Genomic DNA, 21,266 nt, shown 5'->3' on the forward strand with positions numbered 1-21,266 from the left:
TCCACCACGAACTGGTGTGGGGCGGACTACCCGGCCCCCGGCATCCCGCAGCTCGTCCCGTCCCGGTGGATCGCCGCCGACGGCACCGTGACCGTGGATGGGGACGCCTACCAGCACGACGTGCGGCCCTGCAACGCCAAGGCCGAGGTCACCTTCGCCCACAAGACCGGCCTGGTCTCCAACTCCGGCAGCGACGCGGGCATCGTCCGGTCCCTGCCGGGCAAGAACGGCCGCAACTACATCATCGCGGTCTTCTCCAACCTCGGTGACCAGTACCAGGACCCGAACCGGCCGCCGACGCAGCCGGGCGCGCACCCAGTGGCCTACAGCGAGAAGTACGCCCAGCTCGGCCTGATCATCGACAAGTACGAGGCCGGGCAGCTCCTCGCCGCCCGGCGCTAGCCGACGGATCCCGGGCCGGCCCGACCGGCCCGGGACCACGGTTGCGCCCGCGGCGAGCCGTGGTCCGTCAGCCGGCGGCGAAGGTCCGCATGACCAGGCCCGTACGGGGCTTCGGGCCGAAAGACGTGGACTTGCGGGGCACCTTCTCGCCGTTGGCCGCGACCGCCAGCACGTCCGGAACCTTGAGCGGGTTGAGGATCACGGCCGTGCCGTTTCCGCGCCGGGCCTTCGCGACCGCGCGTGCGGCGTCGTGGTGGACGATCCGTACGTTGCTCTCGTCGTCCTCGACGCCCCACAGCCGCGGGATGAGCAGCCGATGCAGCACGGCGGTGTCCAGGCGCCGCCACAGCTCGGAGGACCCTTCGGGCATGGAGTGTGCCACCTGCGCCGGATCCGGGTCGGTGAGCAGGAAGAAACCTTCTGCGCCGGCCAGCAGGAAGGCCGTGTCGTCGTGGGCGGCGAGCCGCTGCAGCCCGGCCGCCAGGTCCGGGCCGACCGGTTCGACGCGGAAGGCCGCCTTCGCCCGCCGTACGGCCTCGGCGAGGGGCAGTCCGGGCAGCACCCGGTGGATCGCGCTCAGCCGCGGCGGGTACGCGACGGAGTCCACGAGCAGCGCGAGCCCGTAGTCCCACGGCCCCTGCCCGGCGTAGTGCCCGCGAAGCGCCTGATAGGTGGCGTAGCGGTGGTGGCCGTCGGCGATGAGCGCCTGCCGCCCGCGCAGGTCTTCGGCGATCTTCGCCTGTTCGGCCGGGTCCCGGATCGCCCACAGCCGGTGGCGCACGTCATCGCCCGTGCTCGCCTCCAGGATCGGCGGCAGGGAGGACGCGACCTGGTCGACGACCCGCGCGGCGGCCGAGTCGGCGCCGCCCTCGTACAGCAGGAATATCGGCTCGAGGTTCGCCTCGGTCGCCGTCATCAGGGCCAGCCGGTCCCGTACGGGGCCGGGGTAGACGTGCTCGTGCGGCAGGATCACGCCGGACCCGTCCTCGTGCACGCCGACCGCTCCGATCAGGCCCCGCTGGACGACCGAGCCGGAGACCTCCTCGTAGACGTACAGCGCGGGTTCGTCGTCGACGGTGAGGATGCCGGACGCCAGCCACGAGCGCAGCGTCTCGGCGGCCTCCCGGTAGTCGTCCTGCGGGAGGATCAGCCGGACCACGTTGTGCGGTTCCTCGGCCATGAACCGCGCCAGCGACTCCTCGTCGATCAGGTCGTACGGGGGAGACGTCACCGCGGCGAGCGAGCTCACCTGCGCCGTGTCGTACCGCACGGCTCGGAACGGACGCAGCGCAAGTCCGGGATCAATCGTCACATCGGGCATGTTAGATACCGCGCCGTTGTTGGGACACAAGTGGAGTCGACGAACGGAGTCACACATGGTTCAAGGTGCGGATCACGGTCCTGATTCCCCGGGTGTCCCGGCCGGCGGCGTCTACGAGTGGTACCAGCGCGGTCTCGAACTCCTCAACGGTGGCAGCCCGGCCGCCGCGATCCAGATCCTTGAGCACGCGGCGGCCGCCGAGCCGTCGTCCCGGAGCGTCCGGGAGGCGCTGGCCCGCGCCCAGTACGGTGCGAAGCGGTACGCCGAGGCCGCCGCGAACTTCCGTATGATCGTCGAGGCCGATCCGGCCGAGGACTACGCGTTGTTCGGCCTGGGCATGGCCCTGACCCGTACGGGCGACCTCGCGGAGGCGGTCGAGCACCTGGCGCTCGCCTGCGCGATGCGTCCGGAGAACAAGCACTACGCGACCGCGCTGCGGCACGCGCGAGCCCGGAAGGGATGAGATGCGAGGCAGCGACCGGCCGCTCGCCGAGGTCTACGACGTGGCCGTTCTGGACCTGGACGGGGTGATCTACATCGGCCGCCACCCGGTGCCGGGGGCGGCCGACGCGCTGGCCAAGGCGCGGGCGGAGGGCATGCGCCTGGCGTTCGCGACCAACAACGCGTCACGCACGCCGAGCGCGACGGCCGCGCTCATCACCGAGGTCGGGGTGCCCGCGGCGGCCGAGGACGTCGTGACGTCCGCGCAGGCCGCCGCACGCGTCCTTGCGGAGCGTTTGCCGGCCGGTTCGAAGGTCCTCGTCGTCGGCGGCACCGGCCTGCGGCACGCGGTGCGGGCCGTGGGCCTGCGGCCGGTGTCGACGGCCGCCGAGCGGCCCGCGGCCGTCGTCCAGGGCTTCGCGCCGGGGCTGTCGTACGAGCTGATGGCCGAGGGGGGGCGCGCGGTCGCCGCGGGCGCGCTGTTCGTCGCGTCCAACGCCGACCGCACGATCCCGAGCCCGGGCGGACCGCCGAGGCCGGGCAACGGAGCGCTGGTGCAGGTGATCCGTACCGCGACCGGCGTGGATCCCATCGTCACCGGCAAACCCGAGTTGCCGCTGCACCGCGAGACGATCCTGCGCACGGGCGCGCGGCAGCCCCTGATCGTCGGGGACCGCCTGGACACCGACATCGAGGGCGCCAACAACGGCGGGGCCGACAGTCTGCTCGTGCTGACCGGCGTCACCGACGCGCGGGCGCTGCTGGCCGCGCCGCCGCGCGAACGCCCGACCTACGTCGCCGACGACCTGGCCGGCCTCCTCGTACCGCACCCGGAGGTACGACGCGCCGACGGCTCGTACCACTGCGGAGGCTGGACGGTCGGGCCCGGCTTCTCGGTCGAGGGCTCGGGGGACCGCGTCGACGCCCTGCGCGCGCTCTGCGTCGCGGCCTGGGAGTCCGGCGACGCCGCGACGGCGCAGGAGGTCTGGGACCGCCTGTCGTGACCCGGCGCCGGCCGCGGGCTAGAGGATCTTCCGGAGCCGCAACAGGTCGCCCAGGCTGGCCTCGATCTTGAGCCGGCCCGTCGCCCACGCCTTGGCGACGTGGAGCTCGTCGGTGGCCAGCGCCACCAGGTCGTCGCTGCTGACCGTGAGCCGGACCTGGGCGGAGTCGGCGTCGCCGACGGTCTGGAACTCGTCGAGGCCGCCCTTGTGGATCCGGGTGAGGAAGATCAGTCCGAGATCGGGCACGCGGCAGCTGATGGTCCGCTCGACGACGTGCTTGGCGAGGTCGTCGGCGTCCACCTCGGTGAGCCGGGCGGCGATGCGCTCGAGCGCCGAGCGCGCTTCCTGGGCGGTGGCCATCGTCAGGTCAGTTCCCCCGTCATCGTCCTCGACACCGGTGTCGTCAACGGACGGTAGCGTTCTTCTTGAGCCGGACGCGACCGGCGGCGAAGGGAAGGGTACAGGTGAACGGCATCGAAGGGGACACCACGGGCGACGAGCGGGTCGACGCCGCGCTGGCCCGCCTCACCGAACTGGACCAGGCGCCCCTGACCGAGCACCCGGCGGTCTTCGCGGACGTCCACCGGCGGCTGCAGGAGGCCCTGACGGGCCTCGACGAGGTGGTCGCCCCGTGAGCGCTCGCCGGCGGCTGGACAGCGAGCTGGTCCGGCGGGGCCTGGCCCGGTCGCGCGAGCACGCGGTGGACCTGGTCGCCGAGGGGCGCGTCACCGTCGCCGGCCGCACCGCCGCCAAGCCCGCCACCCAGGTCGAGACCTCCGCGGCCATCGTCGTGCGGCCGGCGGAGACCGGTCCCGACTACGTCTCACGCGGCGGCCACAAGCTCGCCGGGGCCCTCGAGGCGTTCGCCGACCTGCGGGTCGAGGGCCGGCGCTGCCTCGACGCGGGCGCGTCGACCGGCGGCTTCACCGACGTGCTGCTGCGCGCGGGCGCGGCGCACGTCGTCGCGGTCGACGTGGGGTACGGCCAGATCGCCTGGTCCCTGCGCACGGACGAGCGCGTGACGGTCCTCGAACGCGTCAACATCCGCGACCTGACGCCGGAGCAGGTCGTCACCGGCGACGGCGAGCCGCCGGACCTGGTGGTGGCGGATCTGTCGTTCATCTCGCTCCGTCTCGTGCTGGCCCCCATCCAGCGCTGCGTCGCCGCCGACGCGGACTACGCGATGATGGTCAAGCCGCAGTTCGAGGTGGGCAAGGAGCGCGTCGGCGCGGGCGGTGTCGTACGGGATCCCGCGCTGCGCGCCGAGGCGGTGCGCGACGTCGCCCGGCACGCCGAGACGCTCGGCCTGGGAGTGCGCGGCGTGACGGCGAGCCCGTTGCCCGGTCCTTCCGGGAACGTCGAATACTTTCTGTGGCTACGGGCGGGCGCCCCGCCCCTCGATGACGTCCTGCTGGACAAGGCCGTGGCAGAAGGGCCCGCATGACAGACAAGAGATCCGTCCTGGTCGTGACGCACACGGGCCGCAGCGCGGCGGTGCGCAGCTCGCAGCTGGTGATCAGCCGGTTGAGCGAGGCCGGCATCTGCGTGCGGGTGCTGGACAGCGAGGCCGAGGACCTGCAGTGCGCCGGCGCGGACGTCATGCCGGTCTCCGCGGCGGCTGCCGAGGGCGCCGAGATGGTGATCGTCCTCGGTGGCGACGGCACGATCCTGCGGGCCGCCGACCTGGCCAGGCGTTCCGGCACGCCGCTGCTCGGCGTGAACCTCGGGCACGTCGGCTTCCTCGCGGAGGCGGAGCGGGAGGATCTCGCCGCCACGGTCGACAAGGTCGCCACGCGCCGGTACGACGTCGAGGAGCGCATGACGATCGACGTGGTCGTCCGGCAGAACGGCACCGTCACGAGCACCGGCTGGGCGCTGAACGAGGCGGCCGTCGAGAAGGCCTCCCGGCAGCGGATGCTGGAGGTCGTCGCCGAGATCGACGGGCGGCCGCTGTCGAGCTGGGGATGTGACGGCGTGGTCTGCGCCACCCCGACCGGGTCGACGGCGTACGCCTTCTCCGCCGGCGGTCCCGTCGTGTGGCCCGAGGTCGAGGCGATGCTGGTCGTGCCGATCAGCGCGCACGCGCTGTTCTCCCGGCCCATGGTGGTCTCGCCCCGGTCCGTGGTCGCCATCGAGCTGATTCCGACGAGCTCCGGCGGCGTGCTGTGGTGCGACGGCAGCCGGCCGATCGACCTGCCCGCCGGCGCGCGGGTCGAGGTCCGGCGCGGCGAGCGGCCGGTCCGGCTGGCGCGGCTGCACCAGACGCCGTTCACCGACCGGCTCGTCACGAAGTTCGGCCTGCCGGTCGCCGGCTGGCGCGGCCGTGTCCGCGATGAGTGACGCCGCGTCGGGCAACGGATGCCGTCCCCGCTGACCTGGGATTTCGTGCCGCTGAGAGGCGGACGGCGAGGAGGGGCGACACGCCCGGCGGTTTCCTCCGCGGCGAAGTGCCCTCTACGCTGAGCCGAACACGTGTTCGCCTGGGGAGGTCCGATCACGGTCCCGCGCATCGGGGCCGACGGGCTCATGGCCGAGCGAAGCGAGGACATCAATAAGCAGAGCACCTTGGTCATGAGGCCGACGAAGGAGGCATCATGACCGAGTAGCCTCGGGCGCGCCGGGTGTCTGCGGACAGGAGGGCCTTCGTGACCGACGCAACCAGCCGGGTACGGCCCATGGTCGAGGAAGTACGGATTCAGAACCTCGGGGTGATCGAGGAGGCCGTCCTCGAGCTGTCACCGGGCTTCAACGTGGTCACCGGCGAGACCGGGGCCGGTAAGACGATGGTCGTCACCAGCCTGGGCCTGCTGTTCGGCGGCCGCGCCGACCCGCAGCGGGTCCGGCCCGGGGCCGACCGGGCGACCGTCGAGGGCCGCATCGTCCTGGACGAGGACGGCAGGGTCGCCGCGCGGGTCGAGGAGGCCGGCGGCGAGCTCGACGACGGCGCGCTGATCCTCACCCGGTCGGTGTCGGCGGAGGGCCGGTCGCGGGCCCACGTCGGCGGCCGGCAGGCGCCGGTCTCGGTGCTGATCAACCTGGCCGACGACCTCGTCGCCGTGCACGGCCAGTCCGACCAGCAGCGGCTCCTGCAGCCCGGCCGCCAGCGGGCGGCCCTGGACCGCTTCGCCGGCGACGACCTGGCCAAGCCGCTGCGCGCCTACACTGCCGCGTACCGGCGGCACCGGGAGGTCTCCGCGCTCATGGAGGAGCTGACCACCCGGGCCCGGGAGCGGGCACAGGAGGCCGACCTGCTGCGGTTCGGCCTGGAGGAGATCGAGAAGGCCGACCCGAAGCCGGGGGAGGACGAGCTCCTGGCGGCGGAGGAGGAGCGGCTGGCGCACGCCGACGCGCTCCGTACGGCCGCGACGACCGCCCACGAGGCGCTGCAGGGCGACCCGACGGCCGTCACCGGCGTCGTCGACGCCATCGGGCTGCTGAGCTCGGCCCGCCAGGCCCTCGAGGCCGTCCGCGCCCACGACGAGGCGCTCGCCGGGCAGGCCGACCGGCTGTCCGAGGCCGTGTACGTCGTGTCGGACGTCGCCGCCGAGCTCGCCGGCTACGCCGAGTCGATCGAGGCCGATCCGGCCCTCCTCGCGAGCGTGCAGGAGCGCCGCGCCGCCCTGGCCGGGCTGACCCGCAAGTACGGCGCGACCATCGCCGAGGTTCTCGAATGGGCGGAGCGGTCCGCCCTGCGCCTGGCCGAGCTCGACTCCGACGACGACCGCATCGACGAGCTGCGCGCCGAGCACGAGGACCTCACCCGGCAGCTCGGCGAACTGTCCGCAGAGCTGACCGCGCTGCGCACGGCCGCCGCCGAACGCCTGTCCGAGGCGGTCACGGCGGAGCTGGCCGCGCTGGCCATGCCGCATGCCAGTGTGGTCGTCGCCGTGACGCCGCAGGAGGAGTTCGGCCCGTACGGCGTGGACGAGGTCGAACTGCGGCTCGCCTCCCACCCGGGGGCGCCGCCGCTGCCGCTGCACAAGGGCGCGTCCGGTGGTGAGCTGTCCCGGGTGATGCTGGCGATCGAGGTCGTCTTCGCCGGCGCAGACCCGGTGCCGACGTTCGTGTTCGACGAGGTCGACGCGGGGGTCGGCGGCAAGGCCGCCGTGGAGGTCGGGCGGCGGCTGGCCCGCCTCGCCCGGTCGGCCCAGGTGATCGTGGTCACTCATCTCCCGCAGGTCGCGGCGTTCGCCGACCAGCACCTGGTGGTGGAGAAGTCCAACGACGGGCGCGTGGTCCGCAGCGGCGTGACCGCCCTGGACGCCGATGCACGGGTCCGCGAGTTGTCCCGGATGCTCGCGGGCATGGAGGACTCCGAGCTGGGGCGGGCGCACGCCGAGGAACTGCTGGCCATCGCGGTCGCGGAGCGCTGAACCACGTCGTCGGTACGACCACCGGCGGTGGGCGAACGAACACGCCATAACGGTCGTCGTTACCGATGGCACTGTCCGGGCTCTGGCAGGATTGGCAGCGATGAACGACGTCTCCCCGAAGATCAAGAGCGGCGCCCGCCTGCGGGTGCCGCTTCGGCGTGGGCTGCGCCGTGACCGTCGTGACGGGGAGACCGGGCTCACCGGCGTCGCCCGCCTCGACGGCAGGACCAAGAAGCTGACCAAGCGCCTCGAACCGGGCGACATCGCGATCATCGATCACGTCGACCTCGACCGGGTCAGCGCGGAGGCGCTGGCGTCCTGCCACGTCGCCGCCGTGATCAACGTGGCGCGCAGCATCTCCGGGCGGTATCCCAACCTCGGCCCGCAGATCCTCGTCGAGGCGGGCATCCCCCTGATCGACGACGTGGGGCCCGACGTGTTCACCAAGGTGCACGAGGGCGACGTCGTCCGCGTCGACGGCGAGGCCGTCTACCTCGGTGAGCAGGTCGCCGCCAAGGGCATCCGGCAGACCGAGGAGTCGGTCGAGGCGGCGATGACCGAGGCCCGGGCGGAGCTGCCCGCCCAGCTCGAGGCGTTCGCCGCCAACACGATGGAGTACCTCAAGCGCGAACGCGACCTGCTGCTCGACGGCGTCGGCGTGCCCGACATCACGACGGACCTGGATGGCCGGCACGTCCTGATCGTCGTGCGGGGTTACCACTACCGCGAGGACATCGCGACCCTGCGGCCCTACATCCGCGAATACCGCCCGGTGCTGATCGGCGTGGACGGCGGGGCCGACGCGCTGATGGAGGCCGGCTACCGGCCGCACATGATCGTCGGCGACATGGACTCCGTGTCGGACGAGGCGCTCACGTCGGGCGCCGAGCTCGTCGTGCACGCCTATCGCGACGGCCGGGCGCCGGGCCTGAGCCGCGTCCACGACCTGGGGCGGGAGGGCGTCGTCTTCCCCGCCACCGGGACCAGCGAGGACATCGCCATGCTGCTCGCCGACGACAAGGGCGCCACGCTGATCGTCGCCGTCGGCACCCACGCGACGCTCGTGGAGTTCCTCGACAAGGGACGCGCCGGCATGGCCAGCACGTTCCTGACCCGGTTGCGGGTGGGCAGCAAGCTGGTCGACGCCAAGGGCGTGAGCCGGCTGTACCGCAGCCGCATCAAGGGGTCCTCGCTGATCCTGCTGATCGCCGCCACGCTCGTCGCGATGGTCGCCGCGATCGTCTCCTCGCCGGCCGGAGAGGCCTTCGAGCCCGCCGTCGCCGACTGGTGGCACCAATTCGTCTACTGGCTAAACGGACTCTTCACGTGATCGATTTCCGGTACCACCTCGTCTCCATCATCGCGGTCTTCCTCGCGCTGGCGCTCGGCCTCGTCGTGGGCGCCTCGGCGCTGCGGGGCCCGCTGGTCGACCAGCTCAAGGACACCTCCAACCGCCTCAAGAACAGCAACGAGGCGCTACGGCGGCAGAACAACGCGGCCGGGCAGGTGAGCACCTACGACAACCAGGTGATCGGCGCGGCCGCCGGGCAGGTCGTCGCCGGCCGGCTCAAGGACCAGAGCGTCGTGTTCGTGGAGGCCCCCGGCGCGGACGACCAGATGCGGGCGCAGACGGCCGACATGGTGAGCAAGGCCGGCGCGCGGATCAGCGGCTACGTCACCCTGCAGAACAAGTACCTCGACCCGAACCAGCAGGCCACGCTGAACGAGCTGACCGACCGGCTCAAGCCGGCGGGCCTGACCTTCTCCGCGGACGCGACGTCGTACGACCGCACCGCCGACGAGCTGGCCTGGGTCCTGGTGACCAAGCAGGCGGCGCGCAACGGCCAGGAGGACCCGGCCGCCGGGCAGGTGCTGTCCGGGTTCAAGGAGGCGGGTTTCCTGACTTACAGCGGGCAGCCCGCGACCCGTGCGACACTCGCCATCGTGATCGCGCCCGCCGCCGCGAGCAGCGACAAGAACGCCGACGCCGACAACAAGGCGCTCGGCGCGCTGCCCATGGCCCTCTACACCTACGGCGGGGGCACGGTCGTGGTGGGCGATCCGGACTCGGCGACCGAGGGCGGGATGATCAAGGCGCTCCGCGACGACGACGACGTGAAGGGCCACGTCGCCACGGTCGACACGGGCGACATTCCGGCCGGGCGGCTCACGGCCGTCCTGGCGCTGGCCGCCGCGAAGCAGGGCAAGGTCGGCGACTACGGCATCGGGTCCAAGGCGGACGGTGCGCTTCCGACCCCGATCCCGACGCCCACGCCCACGATGACGAGGAAGAAGTGAGGCGGCATGCGTAAGGCAGTGGCGGGAGCCGTGCTGGGCGCGGCGGCGGCACGGGCCGCGTACATCGCGCTGACCCGTCGCCCGCCCCGGGACGAGAAGCTCTGGGTGCGGACCAACCACCGCGGTGAGCCGGTGACGCTGCTCGAAGGACCGGCGTTCGCGGTCGGCGCGGTCACCGGGATCGCCGTCGCGCCGGGCGTGCCGGCGCGGATGCGGGCCGCCGCGATCCTCGCGGGCGGTGTCACCGGCGCCCTCGGCGGCTACGACGACCTCGCCGGATCGGGCGGCTCCCGTGGCTTCAAGGGACACCTGTCGGCCCTGGCCCGCGGCGAGGTGACCACCGGCGCGGTGAAGATCCTGGGCATCGGCGCCGTCGGCCTGGCGGCCGCCGTCGTCGCGGGCACCGGCGCCCCGACCCGCCGCGGCGCGGCACTCGACATCCTGATCAACGGCGCGCTCATCGCCGGCACCGCGAACCTGCTCAACCTGTTCGACCTGCGGCCCGGCCGGGCCATCAAGGCCGGGCTGCTGGCGAGCCCGCTGGTGTTCGCCCCGCCGGCGCCCGGAGCGCCGCGCGGCAGGTTCGCCGGCCTGCTCAGCGGCTCGGCCGTCGCCGCCGCGCCGCTCGGCGCGGCGCTCGCACTGCTGCCGGAGGACCTCGGCGAGCGGGCCATGCTCGGCGACGCGGGGGCGAACTCCCTCGGCGCGCTGATCGGCCTGGCCGCGACCGGCCTGAGCAGGCGATCCCGCCTCGGCGTCCTCGCCGGGGTCACGGCGCTGAACGCCGCGAGCGAGTTCGTCAGCTTCACCAAGGTCATCCAGGCGACGCCGCCGTTGAACCGGCTCGACCAGTTGGGCCGCCGACCCGTCGTGCCGGAGGCGCGTTCAGCGGACACCTCGTGACCAGACCTGATGTGACGAAGGAGGCCGAGCCCACCGCCGCCGGCCGGGGCGCGGGCATCGCGGGCGCCGCCGTGCTCATCGGCGTCATCACCGTCTTCGCCCGCGTCGTCGGCTTCTCCCGCAGCCTCGTCCTGTCCCACACGGTCGGCAACGACTGCCTCGCCACGGCGTACTTCACCGGCAACCAGGTGACGAACATCCTGTTCGAGGTCGTGGCCGGGGGAGCGCTCGCCGGTCTCGTCGTGCCCGTGCTGGCCGGCCCGGCGGCGCGCGGGGCGCCCGAGGCCCGCCGGATCGCGTCCGCGCTGATGACGTGGACCGTTCTGGTCCTCGTGCCGCTCAGCCTGGCCGCCGCGCTGGCGGCCCGGCCGGTGATCACGTTCCTGGCCGGCCGCCACGTGCCGGGCTGCTCGAAGGAGCAGGTGGTCGACGCGGGCACCCGGATGCTGGTCGCGTTCGCGCCGCAGATCCTGTTCTACGGGCTCGCCGTCGTGATGTACGGCGTCCTGCAGGCGCACCGCCGGTTCCTCGGCCCCGCGCTCGCGCCGCTCGTGTCGAGCCTCGTCGTCATCGGCGCGTACCTGATGTTCCTGTCGACCGGCGCCGCCTACCGGCAGGCCCCGAACCAGCACGACCTGTCCACCGTGACCAGGGCGGCGGAGCTCACGCTGTCGGTGGGGACGACCCTCGGCGTGGTCGCCCTGGTCGCCACGGTGGTCGGCCCCGCCGCGCGGCTGCGGCTCCGGCTGCGGCCGGCCCTGACCTTCCCGCCCGGCGTCGCCGTGCGCATCCGGCGGCTGGCCCTCGCCGGGCTGGCCACCCTCGTCGCCCAGCAGGCGGCCTGGGGCCTGGCGATCCTGCTGGCCAACCAGAAGGGCGGCGGCGGCGCGCTGCCGGTCTACCAGTACGCCTGGGCGCTGTTCCAGCTGCCGTACGCCGTCCTGGCCGTGCCGGTCGCGACCAGCGCCTTCCCGCTTCTGTCGGCCCGCGCGAGCGAGGGGGACCACGAGGCGTTCGACCGCACCGCCGCGCGCACGACGCGGGCGATCGTTTTGCTGTCGTGCGCGGGCGCCGCCGTCCTGGCCGCGACCGCGCTCCCCGTCGCCCGGGTGTTCCTGCTGGGCGCCAAGGGGCAGGTGCCGCCCATCGACCTGGCGCGGGCCATCGTGGCGTTCGCCCCCGGCCTGCTCGGTTACGGGCTGATGGCGCATGTCGGCCGCACCCTGTTCGCCGTCGGGAAGGGCCGGGTCTCGGCGGCCGCCCAGGTGACCGGCTGGGCCGCGGTGATCGCGGCCGAGGTGGCGCTGGTGCTGGCGGCCGGGCGGCGCGACGCCGTCGCCGCGCTCGGACTGGGCAACTCGATCGGCATGACGGTCGCCGGCGCCCTCCTGCTGCTGATGTTGGCGCGGACCAGGGGCGGCGCCGCGCTGCGCGGCGTCGGCCGGGCAGCGGTGACAGGACTGGCCGGTGCGGCGGCCGGATACGCCGCGGGCGCGGGTGTGGTCGCCGTGTTCGGCGCCACCGGCCTGGCCGCCAGCCTGGGCGTGGGCGTGCTCGCCGCGGTGGCGGCCGCCGCGGCGTTCGCGGTCGTCGCCTACCTGGGGGATCCGGATGATCTGCGAGGACTGATCAGGCGGAGGCTGTGATGGACGGATTGAAGGTCGCGCTCGTGCTCGCCACCAGCGCCGGCGGCGTGGGACGGCACGTCCGGTCGATGGCCGACGGCCTGCGAGCGCGCGGCGTGAAGGTCGTCGTGCTCGGGCCGGCCTCGGCCGACACGCTGTTCGGCTACACCGAGTCCAGGGCGGGCTTCGCCCCGGTAGAGATCGCCGACCGCCCGCACCCGGTCGGCGACGTGCGGGCCGTGGCCCGGATCCGGCGCCTGACCCAGGACGCCGACGTCGTCCACGCGCACGGGCTGCGGGCCGGAGGGCTGGCGGCGCTCGCCCGCCTCCGTACCGTGCCGGGCCCGCTGCGCCTCGGCTCGGCGGGCCCGCCGCTCGTCGTCACCCTGCACAACGCGTCGATCGCGGGCGGCCTGACCGGCGCGGCGTACACGACGCTCGAACGCGTCGTCGCCCGCGGCGCGGCCGAGGTCCTGGGCGTCTCCCCGGACCTGGAGGAGCGGATGCGCGCGCTCGGCGCGCGCTCGGTGGGCCCCGCCCTGGTGCCCGCCCCGGCCATGCCGCCCTCCGAGGACCCCGCGGCGCCCAAGCGGATCCGCGCAGAGCTCGCCGCCGGGGACAGCCCGCTGGTCCTCACGGTGGCGCGCCTGGCCGAGCAGAAGGGGCTGCCCACCCTGCTGGACGCCGCCGCCGGGTGGGCCCGGCTCGATCCGCCGGCGCTCGTCGTGATCGCCGGTGACGGACCGCTGGAGGGCGAACTGCGCCACCGGATCGCGGAGGAGAACCTCCCGGTCCGCCTGCTCGGCCGCCGTACAGACGTCCCGTCCCTCCTCGCCGCGGCCGACGTCGCCGTCCTGCCCAGCGTCTGGGAGGGCCAGCCGCTGATCGTGCAGGAGGTGCTGCGCGCCGGACGGCCGCTCGTCGCCACGAGGGTGGGCGGAGTCCCCGGAATGGTGGACGACGCGGCGCTCCTGGTGCCTCCGGGGGACGCCGGAGAACTCGAACGCGCGGTGCGCCGGGTGCTGGAGGACCGGGCCCTCGCCGATCGGCTCGCGTCCGCCGCGGCCGAGCGGGCATCCCGGCTGCCGACCGAGGACGACGCCGTCGAACAACTGCTGTCGGTCTACGCCCGCGTCATCCGGACCGCCCGCTGACGACGTCTCGGGTACGAGAAAGGTTTGCCTTTGTATATAGTCAGTGCGCAGGAGGGGAGTATTCCTTCGCGGCAGTGTCGTCACCACGGTCCCAGGAGTGTCATGCGGCCCGGTGCTGTCGGCCCGCACCGATGAGTGAGGGCGGAAGAGACCTCCGGGGCTGCTGCCTGCCACCGGAGGAAAATCTCTCGTGAACGTCACGCTTTGGGCCTGGGGCCTCACGCTGCTGGGTCTTCTCGCGTTCATCCTGTTCGACCTGTGGGTGGTCGACCGGGGTAAGCCGCGGGACTTCTCGCTGCGGCAGGCGAGCGCCTGGGTGACGTTCTACGTCCTGTTGGCGATCATCTTCGGCATCGGCCTGCTGTTCGCCGTCGGCGCCGACTATTCGGCCCAGTTCTTCGCCGGTTACCTCACCGAGTACAGCCTCAGCGTCGACAACCTGTTCATCTTCTACGTCATCATGGCGCGGTTCGCCGTGCCCCGCGCCAACCAGCACAAGGTGCTCCTGATCGGCATCATGATCGCGCTGGTGATGCGGGGCATCTTCATCGCGGTCGGGGCCGCCGCGCTGTCCCGGTTCGAGTGGCTGTTCTACATCTTCGGGGCCTTCCTCATCTGGACGGCCTACGGTCTGGTGCGCGGCGAGCCCGACGAGGACGAGTACGAAGAGAACATCCTGGTCCGCTGGATCTGCCGGGTCGTCCCGACGACCGAGGACTATCACGAGCACCGGATGACCGTCCGCATCGACGGCAAGCGCCTCATGACGCCCATGCTGATCGTGATGATCGCGATCGGGTCGACCGACCTGCTGTTCGCGCTGGACTCCATCCCGGCGATCTTCGGGCTCACCAAGGAGTCCTACCTGGTCTTCACCGCCAACGCCTTCGCGCTCATGGGGTTGCGGCAGCTCTACTTCCTCCTGCGGGGACTGCTCGACCGGCTCGTGTACCTCAGCAAGGGGCTCGCGGTCATCCTGGCGTTCATCGGCGTGAAGCTCGTCATGGAGGCCATGCACACGACCTGGTTCGAGAGCGTCCCGGAGATCTCCACTCTCACCTCTCTCGCCGTCATCGGGGTGACGATGCTCGTCACCACCGTGGCCAGCCTCATCAAGACCGAACGCCGCGCCGCGCCCGGCGCTCCGGACACCGCCGAGGATCCCGAGACGAGTCAGGCCGGGAGGCCGGACACGGACGAGAAGCCCGGAGAGACCGGGCCGCTCGAAGACGCCGAGCCGTCCGGGAAGGTCGAGGGCGCCGAGCCGTCCGGGAAGGCCGGAGAGACCGGCGCCGGTGGGCCCGTCGTCCCCGGCCAGGCGCTCCCGGACGCGGCTGGACGCGGGCGGGATCCCGAACCGGACGCCGGCCCGCATCCGAACGGCAGCCTCCCCCCGGCCCCCGAGACGGAGGCCGACGCGCGCGACGCCCAGGCCGACACCGACACGGGGGCGGGACGTACCCGTCGCTGACCGGCGGCCGTAACCTCCGCGCCTTTTCGGGCGGATCACCTCCCGGCCCCTGTAACGTGATCACAGGGGATGACTCTGGGGAAGGTTCGCATGCGCTCGCCCTCGGTGGTGCCCGCGGTGACGCGGACGATCTCGATCGTGCTGGCGGTCGCCGCCGTCGGCATCCTGGCGTTCACCGCCCTCGCCGACCGCGATCGCGGGCACGGCGGCCGCGGACCGGCCGCGGCGCGGTCCCGACCCGCGACGCCGGTCGCCGAGTCGACGATGCCCGGCAGCATCGACCTGCCGCCCACCAGCGCGCCGGCGACGCCCCGGGTACGCTCCGCCGACGCCAAGACCTGGCTCCGGGCGCTGGCCGGCAAGTGGACCCAGGACACGGAGAAGAACTACTTCCAGTTCCAGCCCGACGGCACCGGTGAGTGGGTGGCGTTCGGTCAGAAGCTCTGGAGCGGCAAGGCCACCCCGCGCGACGCCACGACGTTCGACCTCTCCGACCGGAGCGGCCAGGGCGCCTCCTACTGGCAGGTCAAACTCGTCAGCGGCGGGAGGGAACTGTTCTTCGCCGGCACCCAGCGGACCTACCGCAAGGCATAGCGCGGGCCGCCGGGGCCCGGCCGGACGGCGGCCGACGTTCCGGCCGTGTGGGCGCCCCCTTGGCCCGGCCGGGGCGACCGGGGATCCGGCCGTGTGGGCGAGCCGGGGCCGGCCGGGGTGACCGGCGATCCGGGCGTGTGGGCGAGCCGGGGCCGGCCGGGGTGACCGGCGATCCGGGCGTGTGGGCGCCGCCTTGGCCCGGCCGGATCAGTCGCCCGGGCTGGCGGCCAGGTCCTCGAGGACGTCGAGGGCGGCGACCAGTGCCGCGCGCTGCTCGGGCGACAGGGTGCCGAGCCGCTCGACCAGGAACGCCGACCGCTCGGTGCGCAGCCGTTCGAGCTGGCTGCGGCCCTCCGGGGTGATCTCCAGCAGGGTCGCCCGCCGGTCGTCGACGTCGGGAGTACGACGCAGCAGTGCCTGCGCCTCCAGGGAGGCCACCAACCGGCTCTGCGTGGGCGCGCTGACGCCTTCGTGGGCGGCCAGGTCGCCGAGACGCACCGGACCCAGCGCCTCCAGGCTCGACAGGGTCGACGCCTGGCTCGACGTCAGAGTCCGGGGGCCGTACTGGCGGACGCGACGGCTCAGCCGGCCCAGCGTCATGCGCAGCCGCGCCGCGAGCTCCACGTCCGTCATGCCCTCGGTCTCGGCCGCCGGCCTGGTCACGCCCGTCATCTGTTCCTTACCCGGCTCGCGTCCCGGACGCGCTGGTCACGCGCGTCTCCTTCCATCATCCCCACCCCGCGGCGGCCGGTATGCCCGAACGTCCGCGAAACCATCGGGACGACGTCGAACACGCCGATCCGCAGAGGTCGGCGGGATGTATCGGGGAAACGTCTCAGGAACGGTGATCGTGGCGCAATGTGATCGGGATCACCATCCCCGCGCGCGCCACTCCGGGAGGTGCGGGCGTTCGCGGCCGAGGGTGGTGTCCTTGCCGTGGCCGGGGTAGACCCACGTCTCGTCCGGGAGCGCGCCGAACACGCGCTTCTCCAGATCGTCCATGAGGCGGTTGAAGAGCGTCGCGTCTCCCCAGGTGTTCCCCGGCCCGCCGGGGAACAGGCTGTCGCCGGTGAACAGATGCGGCGTGTCGCCGTCGTCGTACAGCAGCGCGATCGATCCGGGCGTGTGCCCGCGCAGGTGGATCACGGACAGGGTGTGCTGCCCGACCCGGACGGTCTCTCCGTGCCGGACCGGCTCGGTCACCGGCAACGGCAGGGCCTCGGCGTCGTCGGGGTGGGCCACGACCGACGGGTGGGTCGCGTCGACGACCGCGCCGAGCGCGCCCCAGTGGTCCTGGTGCCGATGGGTGGTGACGACCCGGGAGAGCGGGGCGTCACCGAGGAGCTCGAGCAGGCGCTCCGGCTCGCTGGCGGCGTCGATCAGTACCTGTTCACCGGTGGCCGTGCAGCGCAGGAGGTAGGCGTTGTTGTCGAAGGGCCCGACCGCCAGCTTGGTGACGGTCAGACCGGGCAGCTCGCGTACGTCGGGCGGGCCACCGACCTCGACGTTGCCTGTGTAGGACACGCACTCTCCTCCCATCGGCGCTCGGGCGCACCGCACCTGCCTGCCATCCTTTCACTCCCACCACGCGCCGCGCGCTCGGCGGACCCGGAAGACGGCCTGCGGGTGCGCCCGGAAGTAGGATCCCGATCATGGAGGACGACCTGCCGATCTGTCGCACCTGCGGGGTGCAGTACGCCGCTCCCCGACCGGACTGCCCGATCTGCGAGGACGAGCGGCAGTACGTCGGGTGGGACGGCCAGCGGTGGACGACCCTCGCCGAGCTCCGCGCCGCCGGGCACCGCGGCAGGGTCGCCGAGGAGGGGCCCGGCATCGTCGGGATCGGCGCCGAGCCGCCGACCTCGATCGGTCAGCGCGCCCTGCTCGTGCGGACGCCGTCGGGCAACGTCCTCTGGGACATGATCACCTATCTCGACGAGGACCTTCTCTCACAGGTCGCCGCGCTCGGCGGCGTCGACGCCATCGCGATCAGCCACCCGCATTTCTACGGCTCGATGATCGAATGGGCGCACGCGTTCGACGCGCCCGTCTATATCCATGCCGCCGACCGGGACTGGGTGGCCCGGCCGGACGACTCGATCGTCTTCTGGGAGGGCGAGACCCGGGAGATCGGCGACGGGCTGACGCTGGTCAACGCGGGCGTGCACTTCGCGGGCGGCCAGGTGCTGCACTGGCGCGACGGCGAGGACGGCGGGGGAGCGCTGCTCACCGGCGACATCTTCACCGTCGTTCCCGACCGCCGGTACGTGAGTTTCATGTACAGCTACCCCAATCTGATCCCCGAGCGCCCTCGGATCATCCGCCGCGCGCTGCGCCGGATGGAGCCGTTCGCGTTCGAGCGCGTGTACGGCGGCTGGTGGGGGCGGGTCGTCGCCGCCGACGGCGCCGCCGCCGTACGGCGGTCGGCCGCGCGCTACCTCGAGCACGCCCTCGACGACGGGCACGAGTAAAGCCGCCGGTCCGGGTAAAGCCGCCGGTCCGGGTAAAGCCGCCGGTCCGGGTAAAGCCGCCGGTCCGAGTAAAACCACAGGGGCCTCAGGCGTTTCGGTGGCGATCTCTCTTCGAACACGTGTACGGTTTCGGTGCGACGAGGGACCGCCGTGCGAGGGCTTTCGGAAGAAAACCGGCCTGTCCGCTCGTTAGCCTGAAGCTGACTGCCTCCACCAGGCTCTAGGGGATAGCGATACGCCGTGGCTGACCGTCTCATCGTGCGCGGAGCGCGTGAACACAACCTCAAAGACGTCTCACTCGATCTTCCGCGCGACGCGCTGATCGTGTTCACCGGCATGTCCGGCTCCGGTAAGTCGAGCCTCGCGTTCGACACGATCTTCGCGGAGGGCCAGCGCCGCTACGTCGAGTCCCTCTCGGCGTACGCGCGTCAGTTCCTCGGCCAGATGGACAAGCCCGACGTCGACTTCATCGAGGGCCTGTCCCCGGCCGTGTCGATCGACCAGAAGTCGACCTCGAAGAACCCGCGCTCCACGGTCGGCACCATCACCGAGGTCTACGACTACCTCCGGCTGCTCTGGGCCCGCATCGGCCACCCGCACTGCCCGGTCTGCGGCCGCACGATCTCCAAGCAGACCCCGCAGCAGATCGTCGACCGGGTCATGGAGTTCGACGAGGGCGCCCGGTTCCAGGTGCTCGCCCCGGTGATCCGCGGCCGCAAGGGCGAATACCTCGAGCTGTTCCGCGAGATGCAGACCAAGGGCTTCTCCCGCGCCCGCGTCGACGGCCGGCTCGTTCGCCTCGACGAGGCGCCGAAGCTGAAGAAGTACGAGAAGCACGACATCGAGGTCGTCGTCGACCGGCTGAGCGTCAAGGAGAGCGCCCGCCGCCGGCTCGCCGACTCGATCGAGACGGCGCTCGGCCTCTCCGGGGGCACGGTCATCCTCGACTTCGTCGACCTCCCCGAGGACGACGAGCAGCGCGAGCGGATGTTCTCCGAGCACCTCTACTGCCCGTACGACGACCTGTCGTTCGACGAGCTCGAGCCGCGGTCGTTCTCGTTCAACTCCCCGTACGGCGCCTGTCCCGACTGCACCGGCCTGGGCACCCGCATGGAGGTCGACCCGGAGCTGCTCGTCCCCGACCCGGAGAAGACCCTCGGCGAGGGCGCGATCTCCCCCTGGTCGAACGGCCACATCAGCGACTACTTCCTGCGGCTGCTCGGCGCGCTCGGCGACGCGATGGGCTTCGACCTGGACACGGCCTGGGAGCGGCTCCCCGCCAAGGCCCGCAAGGCGATCCTGCAGGGTCACGACACCCAGGTGCACGTGAGCTACCGCAACCGGTACGGCCGGCAGCGGTCGTACTACACGACGTACGAGGGCGTGATCCCCTACGTCCAGCGGCGGCACTCGGAGGCGGAGAGCGACTCCAGCCGGGAGCGGTTCGAGGGGTACATGCGGGAGATCCCCTGCCCGTCGTGCGAGGGGAAGCGGCTCAAGCCCGTCGTGCTGGCCGTCACGGTCAACGACCGGTCGATCGCCGACGTCGCCGCCATGCCGATCGGGGAGTGCGCGAAGTTCCTGCTCAACATGGAGCTGAGCGAGCGGGAGAAGCACATCGCCGAGGCGGTGCTCAAGGAGATCAACGCCCGGCTCGGCTTCCTCCTCGACGTCGGCCTCGACTACCTCAGCCTCGACCGCGCGTCGGCCACCCTGGCCGGCGGTGAGGCGCAGCGCATCCGCCTGGCCACGCAGATCGGCTCGGGTCTGGTCGGCGTGCTGTACGTCCTGGACGAGCCGTCGATCGGGCTGCACCAGCGCGACAACCACCGCCTGCTGGAGACGCTGATCCGGCTGCGCGACATCGGCAACACGCTCATCGTCGTCGAGCACGACGAGGACACCATCCGGGCCGCCGACTGGGTCGTCGACATCGGTCCCGGCGCGGGCGAGCACGGCGGCCAGGTGGTCGTGAGCGGCCCGGTCGAGGAGCTTCTGGCCCACGAGAGCTCGATGACCGGCGCGTACATCTCCGGCCGCAAGGAGATCGCCGTCCCGGTGAGCCGCCGCAAGCGTCAGCGCGGGCGCGAGCTGGTGGTGAAGGGGGCACGCGAGCACAACCTGCGCGACATCGATGTGACGTTCCCGCTCGGCATCTTCACCGCCGTCACCGGCGTGTCCGGGTCGGGCAAGTCGACGCTGGTCAACGACATCCTCTACACGTCGCTGGCCAAGCACCTGCACGGCGCGCGCACCGTGCCCGGCCGGCACAAGCGGATCAACGGCGTCGACCAGCTCGACAAGGTCGTGCACGTCGACCAGTCGCCGATCGGCCGCACCCCACGGTCCAACCCGGCGACCTACACGGGCGTGTTCGACCACGTCCGCAAGCTGTTCGCGGCGACCGCCGAGGCGAAGGTGCGCGGCTACCAACCCGGCCGCTTCTCCTTCAACGTCAAGGGCGGCCGCTGTGAGGCGTGCTCCGGCGACGGCACCATCAAGATCGAGATGCAGTTCCTGCCCGACGTGTACGTCCCCTGCGAGGTCTGCCACGGCGCCCGCTACAACCGGGAGACCCTCGACGTCCACTACAAGGGCAAGACGATCTCCGAGGTCCTCGACATGCCGATCGAGGAGGCCCTGGAGTTCTTCGACGCGATCCCGGCGATCCGCCGCCACCTGCAGACGCTCAACGACGTCGGCCTCGGTTACGTCCGGCTCGGCCAGCCCGCGCCGACGCTGTCCGGCGGTGAGGCACAGCGGGTCAAGCTCGCCTCCGAGCTGCAGCGGCGCTCCACCGGTCGCACGATCTACGTGCTCGACGAGCCCACCACCGGTCTGCACTTCGAGGACATCCGCAAGCTGCTCGGCGTGCTGAACGGCCTGGTCGACAAGGGCAACTCGGTGATCGTGATCGAGCACAACCTCGACGTCATCAAGACCGCCGACTGGATCATCGACATGGGTCCGGAGGGCGGCTCCCGCGGCGGCACCGTGGTCGCGTCCGGCACCCCGGAGGACGTCGCGCGGGTCGGAGAGAGCCACACCGGTCAGTTCCTCGCCAAGATCCTCGATATCCAGCCGTAAGGTCCGGCCGGACGACGAGACGGCCGCCCGGTCCCCGGCGGGACGACTCGCGACCCGCCGGAGACCGCCCTGGGCTGCCCGGAACGTCGTTCTTCTGGGGAAGGGGGCACCTGCTCATCCCC

At 72.4% G+C, this 21,266-nt stretch carries 20 protein-coding genes; 16 read left to right on the plus strand and 4 right to left on the minus strand.

What is annotated here, in order from left to right:
* Positions 1–402: hypothetical protein (locus AB0K82_RS26285; protein WP_364401611.1), on the plus strand; the 402-nt coding region annotated here is incomplete at its 5' end.
* Between the two features lie 67 nt (positions 403–469).
* On the opposite strand, the gene AB0K82_RS26290 is transcribed toward AB0K82_RS26285, so the two are convergent.
* Positions 470–1,723 (minus strand): DUF1015 domain-containing protein, encoded by a 1,254-nt coding sequence (locus tag AB0K82_RS26290; protein ID WP_364401613.1) that lies wholly within the window; start codon positions 1,721–1,723, stop codon positions 470–472.
* A gap of 55 nt (positions 1,724–1,778) precedes the next feature.
* Between AB0K82_RS26290 and AB0K82_RS26295 the strand changes: the two genes are divergently transcribed.
* Together AB0K82_RS26295 and AB0K82_RS26300 are read left to right on the plus strand one after the other, a co-directional pair.
* Positions 1,779–2,186, plus strand: a complete 408-nt coding sequence (locus tag AB0K82_RS26295; protein WP_364401616.1) for a tetratricopeptide repeat protein — start codon at positions 1,779–1,781, stop codon at positions 2,184–2,186.
* Between the two features lies 1 nt (position 2,187).
* Positions 2,188–3,168 (plus strand): HAD-IIA family hydrolase, encoded by a 981-nt coding sequence (locus AB0K82_RS26300; protein WP_364401618.1) that lies wholly within the window; start codon positions 2,188–2,190, stop codon positions 3,166–3,168.
* Positions 3,169–3,186: 18 nt separating this feature from the next.
* Here AB0K82_RS26300 and AB0K82_RS26305 read toward each other — a convergent pair whose 3' ends face one another.
* On the minus strand, positions 3,187–3,528 hold the full coding sequence (locus tag AB0K82_RS26305; RefSeq protein ID WP_345347396.1) for an SCP2 sterol-binding domain-containing protein: 342 nt from the start codon (positions 3,526–3,528) through the stop codon (positions 3,187–3,189).
* 104 nt (positions 3,529–3,632) lie between these two features.
* Between AB0K82_RS26305 and AB0K82_RS26310 the strand changes: the two genes are divergently transcribed.
* From AB0K82_RS26310 to AB0K82_RS26360, 11 genes are all read left to right on the plus strand, one after another.
* Complete coding sequence (locus AB0K82_RS26310; protein ID WP_364401621.1) at positions 3,633–3,803, plus strand: hypothetical protein; 171 nt, start codon at positions 3,633–3,635, stop codon at positions 3,801–3,803.
* Positions 3,800–4,612 (plus strand): TlyA family RNA methyltransferase, encoded by an 813-nt coding sequence (locus AB0K82_RS26315; RefSeq protein ID WP_364401624.1) that lies wholly within the window; start codon positions 3,800–3,802, stop codon positions 4,610–4,612. The genes AB0K82_RS26310 and AB0K82_RS26315 overlap by 4 nt, the downstream gene beginning before the upstream one ends.
* Positions 4,609–5,508, plus strand: coding sequence for an NAD kinase (locus tag AB0K82_RS26320; protein WP_364401627.1), 900 nt, complete (start codon positions 4,609–4,611; stop codon positions 5,506–5,508). The genes AB0K82_RS26315 and AB0K82_RS26320 overlap by 4 nt, the downstream gene beginning before the upstream one ends.
* 335 nt (positions 5,509–5,843) lie before the next feature.
* Positions 5,844–7,541: a DNA repair protein RecN gene (gene recN / locus AB0K82_RS26325; RefSeq protein WP_364401792.1), complete on the plus strand. Its 1,698-nt coding sequence runs from the start codon at positions 5,844–5,846 to the stop codon at positions 7,539–7,541.
* 100 nt (positions 7,542–7,641) lie between these two features.
* Positions 7,642–8,871, plus strand: a complete 1,230-nt coding sequence (steA, locus tag AB0K82_RS26330; protein ID WP_364401630.1) for a putative cytokinetic ring protein SteA — start codon at positions 7,642–7,644, stop codon at positions 8,869–8,871.
* Entirely contained in the window at positions 8,868–9,839 is a 972-nt protein-coding gene (locus tag AB0K82_RS26335; RefSeq protein ID WP_364401633.1) for a copper transporter, read from the plus strand. Before steA ends, AB0K82_RS26335 begins: the two co-directional genes overlap by 4 nt.
* Before the next feature lie 6 nt (positions 9,840–9,845).
* A complete protein-coding gene (locus tag AB0K82_RS26340; protein WP_364401636.1) occupies positions 9,846–10,742 on the plus strand; it encodes a hypothetical protein in 897 nt (298 codons plus the stop codon).
* Positions 10,739–12,388 (plus strand): lipid II flippase MurJ, encoded by a 1,650-nt coding sequence (locus AB0K82_RS26345; protein ID WP_364401638.1) that lies wholly within the window; start codon positions 10,739–10,741, stop codon positions 12,386–12,388. Before AB0K82_RS26340 ends, AB0K82_RS26345 begins: the two co-directional genes overlap by 4 nt.
* On the plus strand, positions 12,388–13,521 hold the full coding sequence (locus AB0K82_RS26350; protein WP_364401641.1) for a glycosyltransferase family 4 protein: 1,134 nt from the start codon (positions 12,388–12,390) through the stop codon (positions 13,519–13,521). The genes AB0K82_RS26345 and AB0K82_RS26350 overlap by 1 nt, the downstream gene beginning before the upstream one ends.
* A 190-nt stretch (positions 13,522–13,711) precedes the next feature.
* Entirely contained in the window at positions 13,712–14,992 is a 1,281-nt protein-coding gene (locus AB0K82_RS26355) for a TerC/Alx family metal homeostasis membrane protein (RefSeq protein WP_364401643.1), read from the plus strand.
* A gap of 90 nt (positions 14,993–15,082) precedes the next feature.
* Complete coding sequence (locus AB0K82_RS26360) at positions 15,083–15,586, plus strand: hypothetical protein (RefSeq protein ID WP_364401646.1); 504 nt, start codon at positions 15,083–15,085, stop codon at positions 15,584–15,586.
* A 207-nt stretch (positions 15,587–15,793) separates the two neighbouring features.
* On the opposite strand, the gene AB0K82_RS26365 is transcribed toward AB0K82_RS26360, so the two are convergent.
* Together AB0K82_RS26365 and AB0K82_RS26370 are read right to left on the minus strand one after the other, a co-directional pair.
* Positions 15,794–16,249 (minus strand): MarR family transcriptional regulator, encoded by a 456-nt coding sequence (locus tag AB0K82_RS26365; RefSeq protein ID WP_364401649.1) that lies wholly within the window; start codon positions 16,247–16,249, stop codon positions 15,794–15,796.
* 207 nt (positions 16,250–16,456) lie between these two features.
* A complete protein-coding gene (locus AB0K82_RS26370) occupies positions 16,457–17,110 on the minus strand; it encodes an MBL fold metallo-hydrolase (RefSeq protein WP_364401651.1) in 654 nt (217 codons plus the stop codon).
* Positions 17,111–17,238: 128 nt separating this feature from the next.
* On the opposite strand from AB0K82_RS26370, the gene AB0K82_RS26375 reads away from it, so the two are divergent.
* The gene (locus AB0K82_RS26375) at positions 17,239–18,057 is read left to right on the plus strand and encodes an MBL fold metallo-hydrolase (RefSeq protein ID WP_364401653.1); all 819 of its coding nucleotides are present in this window, start codon (positions 17,239–17,241) and stop codon (positions 18,055–18,057) included.
* Between the two features lie 240 nt (positions 18,058–18,297).
* Positions 18,298–21,144 carry an excinuclease ABC subunit UvrA gene (gene uvrA / locus AB0K82_RS26380; protein WP_364401656.1) on the plus strand — a complete coding sequence of 949 codons (2,847 nt, stop codon included), beginning with the start codon at positions 18,298–18,300 and terminating at the stop codon, positions 21,142–21,144.
* The last annotated feature ends 122 nt before the right edge of the window (positions 21,145–21,266 follow it).

This window comes from Actinoallomurus sp. NPDC052274, from assembly GCF_040679475.1.
Taxonomy (GTDB): domain Bacteria; phylum Actinomycetota; class Actinomycetes; order Streptosporangiales; family Streptosporangiaceae; genus Actinoallomurus; species Actinoallomurus liliacearum.

Coding starts and splice junctions, on each gene's coding strand:
- AB0K82_RS26295 (WP_364401616.1), top strand. CDS start 1,779: ATGGTTCAAGGTGCGGATCACGGTCCTGATTCCCCGGGTGTCCCGGCC.
- AB0K82_RS26320 (WP_364401627.1), top strand. CDS start 4,609: ATGACAGACAAGAGATCCGTCCTGGTCGTGACGCACACGGGCCGCAGC.
- AB0K82_RS26360 (WP_364401646.1), top strand. CDS start 15,083: ATGCGCTCGCCCTCGGTGGTGCCCGCGGTGACGCGGACGATCTCGATC.
- AB0K82_RS26340 (WP_364401636.1), top strand. CDS start 9,846: ATGCGTAAGGCAGTGGCGGGAGCCGTGCTGGGCGCGGCGGCGGCACGG.
- AB0K82_RS26290 (WP_364401613.1), bottom strand. CDS start 1,723: ATGCCCGATGTGACGATTGATCCCGGACTTGCGCTGCGTCCGTTCCGA.
- AB0K82_RS26305 (WP_345347396.1), bottom strand. CDS start 3,528: ATGGCCACCGCCCAGGAAGCGCGCTCGGCGCTCGAGCGCATCGCCGCC.
- AB0K82_RS26375 (WP_364401653.1), top strand. CDS start 17,239: ATGGAGGACGACCTGCCGATCTGTCGCACCTGCGGGGTGCAGTACGCC.
- recN (WP_364401792.1), top strand. CDS start 5,844: ATGGTCGAGGAAGTACGGATTCAGAACCTCGGGGTGATCGAGGAGGCC.
- AB0K82_RS26350 (WP_364401641.1), top strand. CDS start 12,388: ATGGACGGATTGAAGGTCGCGCTCGTGCTCGCCACCAGCGCCGGCGGC.
- AB0K82_RS26300 (WP_364401618.1), top strand. CDS start 2,188: ATGCGAGGCAGCGACCGGCCGCTCGCCGAGGTCTACGACGTGGCCGTT.
- steA (WP_364401630.1), top strand. CDS start 7,642: ATGAACGACGTCTCCCCGAAGATCAAGAGCGGCGCCCGCCTGCGGGTG.